At 57.7% G+C, this 7,545-nt stretch carries 5 protein-coding genes; 3 read left to right on the forward strand and 2 right to left on the reverse strand.

The features are described 5' to 3' along the window. Positions 1 to 1,576 (forward strand): YHYH protein (locus RSSM_RS23475; protein WP_390174066.1); only part of this gene is annotated, 1,576 nt, incomplete at its 5' end. A gap of 99 nt (positions 1,577 to 1,675) precedes the next feature. Here RSSM_RS23475 and RSSM_RS23480 read toward each other — a convergent pair. Both RSSM_RS23480 and RSSM_RS23485 read right to left on the reverse strand, forming a co-directional pair. Continuing rightward, positions 1,676 to 3,355 (reverse strand): FecR domain-containing protein, encoded by a 1,680-nt coding sequence (locus tag RSSM_RS23480; protein WP_008685284.1) that lies wholly within the window; start codon positions 3,353 to 3,355, stop codon positions 1,676 to 1,678. After that, positions 3,352 to 3,909, reverse strand: coding sequence for a sigma-70 family RNA polymerase sigma factor (locus RSSM_RS23485; RefSeq protein WP_236621334.1), 558 nt, complete (start codon positions 3,907 to 3,909; stop codon positions 3,352 to 3,354). The genes RSSM_RS23480 and RSSM_RS23485 overlap by 4 nt, the downstream gene beginning before the upstream one ends. Positions 3,910 to 4,099: 190 nt before the next feature. On the opposite strand from RSSM_RS23485, the gene RSSM_RS32925 reads away from it, so the two are divergent. Then, positions 4,100 to 4,717, forward strand: coding sequence for a hypothetical protein (locus RSSM_RS32925; protein WP_044303435.1), 618 nt, complete (start codon positions 4,100 to 4,102; stop codon positions 4,715 to 4,717). Next, positions 4,714 to 7,371: a PSD1 and planctomycete cytochrome C domain-containing protein gene (locus tag RSSM_RS23495; RefSeq protein ID WP_008685289.1), complete on the forward strand. Its 2,658-nt coding sequence runs from the start codon at positions 4,714 to 4,716 to the stop codon at positions 7,369 to 7,371. Before RSSM_RS32925 ends, RSSM_RS23495 begins: the two co-directional genes overlap by 4 nt. The last annotated feature ends 174 nt before the right edge of the window (positions 7,372 to 7,545 follow it).

The raw sequence follows: 7,545 nt of genomic DNA on the forward strand, positions 1-7,545 counted from the left end.
TGTCGATCATTGTGTCTTCACCCACGAGGACGCTTCGCGCCCCCACGGCTTTGCTGTGAAACACCTTCGTTGGTGTATCGGCGTCATGTGCTACTTGGTCGTAGCTGTGTTGCCGTCGAGTAGTGTGATCGCTCACGAAGGACATTCGCACGCGCCGTCTCCTCAGACGCAGCAGAAGATCATTCGGCTCAACACGGAGCAGCCGAAATATCAACTCGTGGTGCAAAGGCAAACAGCGACTGCGAACCGGCCCGAGTTGGCAAAGCTGTTTGATCCCTTCAAAGACAAAGTCAACGTTCGATTCGACCGCGACTTTTTATTCGTCGAATCCAACGGCATGCCGGACCATCCGATGATGACTGGCATCACCGCGTGGCAACAACAGGTTCCGCTGCCTCAGTCGTACACGGGTGACAACGCGTGGCGGATTCCGCTGCATCCGGTTCCCGCGAAGAACCCGCTATCGACGAAGGAGTATTTCTTTCGCGGCGCGATTGCACTGGCGGTCAACGGTGTCCCTATTTTCAATCCGATCAAGAACGATGGAAGAACAGACACTCTGTTGGCCGGTGAGCTGGATCAGTGGGGCGGGCATTGTGGTCGGGCTGATGACTATCACTACCACATTACTCCCGTGCATTTGGAAAAGATTGTCGGGGCCGGGAACCCGGTCGGCGTGGCGCTCGATGGCTATCCGATCTACGGCTACAACGATCCGAATGGCAAGCCACCGACTGATCTCGATTGGCTAAACGGTCACAAAGGACCGGATGGCGAGTACCACTATCACGCGACGAAAACGTTTCCTTATTTGAATGGCGGTTTCTACGGCGAGGTCGTCGAGCGTGACGGGCAGGTTGATCCGCAACCCCGGGCACAAGGCGTTCGTCCGTCGCTGACCGGTTTGAAGGGAGCGAAGATCGTCGGCTTTGAGAAGCCTACGCCGGACAGCTTTATCGTGCGTTACGAAGTCTTCGGATCCCCACGATCAGTCGAGTACACGGTCGCGGAAGATGGATCAGCAACGTTCAACTTTGTTTCGGCTCAAGGAACGAAAACCGAAAACTACACACCGCGCCAAGGACGTGGTGGCGACGGTCGTCGAAATGCCGAGCGGCCGCCCCGAGATCAGCCGCAAGGTAGACGAGGACGTGGCGAAGGCGGCAGACCACGTGGCGACGGGCCTCGGGGACAAGCCCGCGGTCCAAAGGGGCCGCAGCCCGGCGACGGTCCCCGCCAACCGTGGATTCTGGTGCATGCCGATGAGATCGATCTTGATAAGAACAAGATCATCAGCCGAGACGAAATCGTCGGCGAAGCCACCAATGCGTTCGCCGGCTATGACACCAACAACGATGGTGAATTGAGTACTGCTGAGCTGAGCGGTCGCGGTGGATCACGAAGTGCGATGGGTGGATTCCTCAAAGGACACTCCAGTGAAATCGACCGCGACGGAAACGGAGTCCTGACTCGCGCCGAAGCCATTGGCAACGCCGAACGCATGTTTGCGAAGATGGACTCAAACCGCGATGGCAAGATCACGCCCGATGAAATGGAGGCTTCCCGGCGAAAGTAAACCCATCGCTGGCGGTATTCATCTTTGGACAATGTTCATCTTTGGACAATGTTCATCGATGGGAAATCATGCAACCGATGTCTGGCGACGTCGGTTGCACTATTTGATGGAGCCCTTCGTGACGGATTGCCAGGTGGTTCCTACTTTCAGTTCGTCGATCTGCCAGGACGCTTGATCGCCGGCGATGATTCGCAGCGACGACGTTGGGTAAGAGGCACGGCGAGGTTCGCCTGTTACGGTCCATAATGACGGTTCGACCGAGTCGACATCTTCGCCCGGTTGGTAGAGCCGAAGCGTGGGCTGCATGACGGTCTCGTCTGTTTGGTTTTCCGCCGCCAATCTCAATACGCAGAGATAGGTTTGTCCCGGAACGATTCGTGTCGCCGTTTTCGCAATCGAGTTTCCGCTGTTGATGAACGGAAAACCCTCCGTCGTGATGCCGAAAGAAGCGATCTGGTGAAGTCGCCGGCCTCGACCGGGCAGGTCAGGTTCGAGAGAAATGACCAGCGATCGGCCTTGATCGTCCTGCGATGCAGAGCTCTGCTGAACCAAAACCGCGATGAACAATCTTTCGCCCGAGCCAACTGCGAGAGGTTGGTCGAAGGCACGGCGGAGGTCGCTGCCATTTTGGATTGACATCAGGCGATGACCGTCGCGATCAATTCCGAACACCACGTCGGCCGGGGCGTCGACGATGTCTGCGAGTTGCCCTCGTCCACGACCACCCGCCAGCGAATTGCCGGCTTGCCAACCGTCAGACCAACCGAAACCGCTGCGCCCGCGTCGCACACGCCCGGCTAGATTTTCAAACCCGTCATACGCCAACAGCGCGTCACCGGCGGATTGTTTGATCTGCTGCTCCACACGCCGGACAAATTGTCGTTTGCCAAAGGGAATGAATTTCGACCGGGTCGGTTGGGACCGCAGGTAGCTCTTTGCCTGACCGGCGTCGATTCGTTCTTCGACATCCGCCTGCGAGGCATTCCCCGCGTCATCCGGGATCCAAACGACTCGCCCGTCAAAGACATGGACTTCGGTCGCCTGTTCGCCCACCGACACACCGTACTCGGTTCCCTCATCGAGAATCCTCGACTCGGGCGTTCTCAGCACAAACCCGTTGGACAACTCCGTCACGTTCACGAATACGTTTCCGGCGATCAGGCGTGCGGTATCCCGTGACGTGACTTCGATTTCACATGGAGCCTGCAAGGTGATGTCTGTGCCCGAATCGAAAGCCAGTTCGGCGACGCCCTTTTGCAGCGAAACCCTTCCGAGGGCAAATTGGCCGTTGGCTGATACGGGACGGATGGCCCATTGGCAATCGTCACGTTGCCGAACAACGCCCACAAACGGGTTCGCAAGATCGCTGCGAACTGGATCAGACACGACTTTGTTGCCCGCGTTTTCCGCCCGAGCAACTTCCTCCCGAGCAACTCGCAGCGGCATGCCTACCTCAATCACGTCGACTTGGATTCCGATGAACAGCAGGATTCCGGCCGCAGCGGCGAAGGCGATCAGATACGGCCCACGGATCATCCCGCGAAATGTCGACTCAGACGCCGGGCGCAGCGACTTCCGTGACGAAGGCTCGCTGTCGTTCGGCAAATCCGACTCCGCCGCCCAGGTGCGCAAACCCGCCTCCATGTCCATGCGTTCTCGGAAGACGCTGCGAGCGGCAGGATCCGCTTTTAACACTTTCTGCAGGTCGGCGTGGTCCTCGGCGGAAATGTCATCCGATGCTAATTCGTCGATCCATTCCAGCAGGCGTTCGTTCTTCATACGTGCCCACCTCCGGAGGCCAATCGGAGACGGATGCATTGTTGGAGTTTCTGCTTCAATCGCGCCAACTGCTTGTAGAGAGCGGTGCGTTCCCGGCCCAGCCCTTTCGCGATGTCGGTGATCGAGTCATTGCCGAGATAACACCGACGCAAAATCTGCTGCTGCCGAGACGGAAGGTCCGCCATGCAATCTCGCAGGGCGGTCAATCGCGACTCACTGATCTCGTTTTCTTCCGCCGCTTCCTCCGCCAGCAATTCGACCAACTCCACATCGAAGTGCAGTTTGTTGCGACGTTGAACCGTCAAGAAATTGCGGACCTCATTGAACGCGATCCCGCACGCCCAATGGAAGAAGCTCGAATCGGAATCAAACAGATCCTTCTTTTTCCAAATCACCATGCTCGTTTTTTGAAACACGTCTTCCACGTCCGCAGGGTTCACGAGTTGCTTTGCGATGAACGCGTATAACGAGTGACGATGACGCACCAGCAACGCTACCAACGCATCGGTCGATACCTCGTTATCAGAATCGGAAGGGGGCGGGACGGCTGGCAAACGGTTCTCTCGTGATCAAAAAGTGCGATTGTCGGGCTACTCACTATCTTACGAGCGACGTGGGATTGGACGCAAAAAACTGCTTTGCAGAAAAATTCTTTTATTCCCGGGCAATCCCGATGCGGGCATAAGACAACGATTCAGCGGAACGAGTTTCCTTCTTTGCAAACTGCCTATTCTGGAGCCCCGCATGTTGCGGCCCATCATCCGATTCAGCCTTACATCGGTGTTGCTTTTGACGTTCACCGCCGCCGCGGGTGCGGAGGAATACTTCGTCAGGATCGAGAAAGTCAGCGGCAATCGAATGCTCGTTGTGAACGACACGTCAGCTGGTTCAGGCGGCGCGGGCGGCCCGGGCAATGCAGGCGGCCCGGGTAACGCAGGCGGCCCGAGCAACGCAGGCGGTCGGGGACGAGGCATGCGTGGTGGTGGACGAGGCGGTGGAGGTTCCGGTGGGGGCGGGATGTCGAATCGTTCCGGCCGAGGTCGCCGGCGTGGCACCGAATCCGCTCCCGCGAACGCGACAACCATCACCATCGCTCCCTCAATCAAGATCACCGCCGCGATGCGAGAGCGACGCACGTTCGAATTTCGTGTGCTCGCTGAACTGCCGGGCGGGCTACGACACGCTGTCTTTCAAAACATGAAGCAGCCGCTGCAGGCTCGGATCGTGACCAAAAACAATGCGATCACCGAAGTCAACGTGATCACGGGCGATACCGACATCAATCAATCCGGTTCGACTGCCAACGGAGAAACCGTCATCGCCATTCGCCCCAAACGTCCTCCGAGGAAACAAACGCCATGACGAAGAGAATGTCACGATGGGCATCCCGGATCGCGTGCGTGTTCGCTGTGCTGTTGCTGTTTAGCGATCTGCCGGAGGTGCACTCACAGACGCGAGCAGAGATCGATTTCTTCGAAACAAAGATCCGTCCGCAGTTGGTAACGCACTGCTACGAGTGCCATTCCGATGATGCGGGCAAGGCACGCGGCGGTTTGAAACTGGATACCAGGCAATCCGCCCTCGTTGGTGGCGATTCAGGATCGGCGGTTGTTCCGCGATCGCTCGCGAAGAGTCTGCTCTACAAGTCGATCTTATACACCGACGATGATTATCAAATGCCTCCCAAAGGCAAACTGCCTCCATCGGTGATCGCGGACTTTCGCAAGTGGATTCAGATGGGCGCTCCTGATCCTCGTGTCACCAAGATCAGTCCCGACGTCGAGTCTGAGATTGACATCGAAGCGGGGCGACAATTTTGGGCTTATCAACCGCCCAGGCGTCCAGACGTTCCGGCATCGAAAAGATCGGCGTGGGCGAGAACCGCGATCGACCGATTCGCGATCGCGGCAATGGATCAGCACGGACTGAATCCCGTCAAGGAGGCGACCGCCGAAACGCTGGTCCGCAGACTCTTTTTTACATTGACCGGTTTGCCACCGACGCCGCGACAGGTGAACGACTGGACGGATCGGCTAAGCAAGTTGACATCCGACGAGACCTCATCTGATCCCGGGAGTGAATCGCGGATCGATCAGGATGCGTATGCGGATCTCGTTGACGAACTTCTTCAATCGCCAGGCTACGGCGAACGTTGGGGGCGGCACTGGATGGACGTGGCTCGGTATGCGGACTCAACGGGAGGCGATCAAAACAATCTTTACCAGCACGCGTGGCGATACCGCGACTATGTCATTGACTCGTTCAACGAAGACAAGCCGTTCGACCAATTCATTCGCGAACAGGTCGCCGGTGATCTTATGCCCGTGTCGGACGACAACGAGTGGGCGGAGAATGTGATCGCCTCTGGTTTTTTGGCGTTGGGTGTCAAACGGGTCGGCGAAGAAGACCAACAGAAGTTTTTCGCGGACCTTGTCGACGAACAGATCGACACGACCATGCGTGCCTTTCTGGCCACCACTGTCGCGTGTGCGCGGTGCCACGATCACAAGTTCGATCCGATTCCTCAGGAAGACTACTACGCGTTGGCGGGCATCTTCCGTTCGACGCAGACTCACTACGGGTTACTCAAGGCACAAGCCCGGCAAGCCACCACGCTGTTGGATTTAACCGGCATGGGGCCGCCCCCCGGTGCACCGAAACTGAGCGCCGAGGAAATGCAAACGCTGATCAAAGAACGCGACGAAGCGGCCCGTGCGGTATCGGATGCGATGAACAAAATCCGCTCCGGCGAGAACGTTTTTCGTGGCACGTTGCGACGACTGCGTTCGCAACGTGACGAAACCGAAGCTGCATTGCAAGCCTTTTCGAATCGCGGCGAACCACGTGTCTTTGCGATGGGGACCCAAGATCGTGACCACGCGTTGCCGACACGCCTCCTGGTCCGTGGCGAACTGGACAAGCCGGCGCAGAATGTCCCGCGCGGCGTGCCGCAGGTGCTGTGCTCATCGAACAAACACACACTTCATGCTCGATCGATCGACGCTGGTGTCCGCGGTGAATTTCGAAACGCCCAACTCGGCAGTCCCGCATTCCAATCCGGCAGCGGACGTCTGCACCTGGCTCAATGGATTGCCAGCGAGCGAAACCCGTTGACCGCTCGTGTGATCGCCAACCGGGTATGGCACTGGATGTTCGGCAGTGGGATTGTGCGAACTGTCGATGATTTCGGGAACAGTGGTGACCGGCCCACGCATCCTGAATTGCTCGACCACCTGGCAATGCATTTGATGCAAAACGATTGGTCGATCAAATCCCTCGTTCGGGAGATCACGCTATCTCGTACCTGGCAGCTATCGTCCGAACACCACGATGCCAACTTCGCGATCGATCCCGACAACCGCTATCTGTGGAAGATGAACGTGCGACGCCTCGAAGGCGAAGCGATCCGCGACGCGATGTTGGCGGTGTCGGGCGAACTCGATCTCGTCCGTCCCACCGGGACCTACCTACGAGAAGCCGGTGAAGGTGGCGTTGGCCAGAACGTGTTCGAGCCGGTGATTCGATCGATTGAAACCAAGACACGATCGGTATACCTCCCGCGTGTTCGCAGTGTTCTCCCGGAAATGCTCGAGGTGTTTGACGCACCCGATGCGAGTCTGGTTGCCGGTTCCCGCGAAACCACGTCGAGCCCGTTGCAGGCGTTATTCATGATGAACAACCCGTTCGTTGCCCAGCAAGCGATCGCCTTGGCAAAACGCATCGAAGACACGCCTCCCGATCAACGCATCACCGCAATCTATCAACGCGTCTTGGCACGCCGACCAACCGCACGAGAAGTCCAACTGGGAACCCAGTTTTTGAATGCCTCTGCAGGTTCGCAAACGAGTTCACGGGTAAATCTCTCGTCAAGCTCTCAGACCGGCAGCGTTCGATTCGGTCGGCGAAATCGTTTCTCGCGTCAAGCAACCAGTTCGCGGCAACCAGACCCGCCGAATCTTCTGGCCGCCTACTGCCAAGCGTTGCTTTGCACCACCGAATTTCAAACCGTCCAGTAACCCGTCAACTGAAGAGAACCGCGATGACCCCGTCCTTCTGCAACCAGCGAGTGAATCTTGTCTCTCGTCGAGACGCGTTGCGATCGCTCTCGGCTGGTTTTGGCTTCCTTGCTTTCTCGGGACTAGCCGCCGCGGAGCAGGCGTCGCGGCCGTCTGCATTGTCGCCGAAACAGC

The organism is Aporhodopirellula sallentina SM41, assembly GCF_000346505.1.
In the GTDB taxonomy this organism is placed as follows: Bacteria; Planctomycetota; Planctomycetia; order Pirellulales; family Pirellulaceae; genus Rhodopirellula; species Rhodopirellula sallentina.

Coding starts and splice junctions, on each gene's coding strand:
- RSSM_RS23480 (WP_008685284.1), bottom strand. CDS start 3,355: ATGAAGAACGAACGCCTGCTGGAATGGATCGACGAATTAGCATCGGAT.
- RSSM_RS32925 (WP_044303435.1), top strand. CDS start 4,100: ATGTTGCGGCCCATCATCCGATTCAGCCTTACATCGGTGTTGCTTTTG.
- RSSM_RS23495 (WP_008685289.1), top strand. CDS start 4,714: ATGACGAAGAGAATGTCACGATGGGCATCCCGGATCGCGTGCGTGTTC.